General features: G+C 61.6%; 3 protein-coding genes. 2 read left to right on the top strand and 1 reads right to left on the bottom strand.

Annotated elements, in window-relative coordinates:
- Together J0I64_RS08835 and J0I64_RS08830 are read left to right on the top strand one after the other, a co-directional pair.
- A partial coding sequence (locus tag J0I64_RS08835; RefSeq protein WP_291407242.1) for a 2-C-methyl-D-erythritol 2,4-cyclodiphosphate synthase occupies positions 1 to 292 on the top strand: 292 nt, incomplete at its 5' end.
- Positions 293 to 796, top strand: a complete 504-nt coding sequence (locus tag J0I64_RS08830; RefSeq protein WP_291407240.1) for a CinA family protein — start codon at positions 293 to 295, stop codon at positions 794 to 796.
- Positions 797 to 799: 3 nt separating this feature from the next.
- Here J0I64_RS08830 and J0I64_RS08825 read toward each other — a convergent pair.
- On the bottom strand, positions 800 to 1169 hold a 370-nt coding region (locus J0I64_RS08825), incomplete at its 5' end, for an SRPBCC family protein (protein WP_291407238.1).

Genomic DNA, 1169 nt, shown 5'->3' with positions numbered 1-1169 from the left:
GGATATGCAGTGGCGGGGCATGGCCTCGACGGTTTTCCTGAAACACGCCGGCGATCTCGTCGCAAAACGCGGCGGCCGAATTGTCAATCTCGATGTGACCATCGTTTGCGAAGCGCCGAGGATTGCCAAACACGTTCCGGCGATGTGCACTGTGATTGCCGAGACTCTTGGGATCAAGCCCGATCGCGTAGCGGTCAAGGCGACAACGAGTGAGAGGCTCGGCTTTACCGGGCGGGAGGAAGGTATCGTGGCCATGGCAAGTGCAAGCGTCGAAGTGCCGAGGGATGAGTAAATGGCCCCAAAACCCTCGGACGTAAGCTTAGGCAAACGCATCATCGACCTGCTGCGTGACAGCAACAAGACAATCGTCACGGCTGAAAGTTGTACGGGCGGTCTTATCGCTGCCGCCCTTACCGACATCCCCGGCGCTTCGGCTGCGCTCTATGGTGGTTTCATCACCTATTCCAACTCCGCCAAGGCCCGCATGATCCAGGTGCCACAGCGCCTGATCCATGACTATGGCGCCGTTAGCAACCAGGTAGCCCGCGCCATGGCGGACGGCGCCCGCAATACCGCCCGAGCGGACATCGCCGTTTCGGCCACTGGCATCGCGGGTCCTGACGGCGGCAGCGAGAAGAAGCCCGTTGGCCTTGTCTACGTCGCCGTGTCCACCGACCTTGCAACCGTTGTCATCGAACACCGCTTTGGCGATATAGGCCGCGACGAGGTGCGCAAGGCAACGGTGAACGCGGCCTTGAACCTCGTGCTACAGGTTCTGACAAGCGACGAAGACTAGGTTTTAGCTGCCGTAGCGCCGATCGGCCTCGTCGGCAAAGGCCTGCATGATCTCGTCCTGCTTGGCCGCAAAGGCCGGCTCGGCTACGGCCGCGATTAGCGGGTTCGAAATCTTGAAGTCGATCTCGAAACGAACGCGTGTGCCCTGCCCTTCCGGCTCGAACGTCCAGATGCTGTCGAGATAGGCGAACGGCCCGTCCACTGCCTTGGCGGCGATGGTGAGCGCCTCGTGGTCGGTCGTCACCCGGCTCGTATAGGCCTGCGTGATCGGCCCGAAGCTCAGGGTCATCCGGGCCAGGCGCACGTCTTTACCGCGTGCGCCGGGATCGGGACGAACATCCATCGCCTTGCAGTTCGGGATGAACCGCGGATAA

Source organism: Devosia sp., from assembly GCF_017307565.1.
Taxonomy (GTDB): Bacteria; Pseudomonadota; Alphaproteobacteria; order Rhizobiales; family Devosiaceae; genus Devosia.
This window is presented reverse-complemented; position numbering and strand designations above follow the sequence as displayed.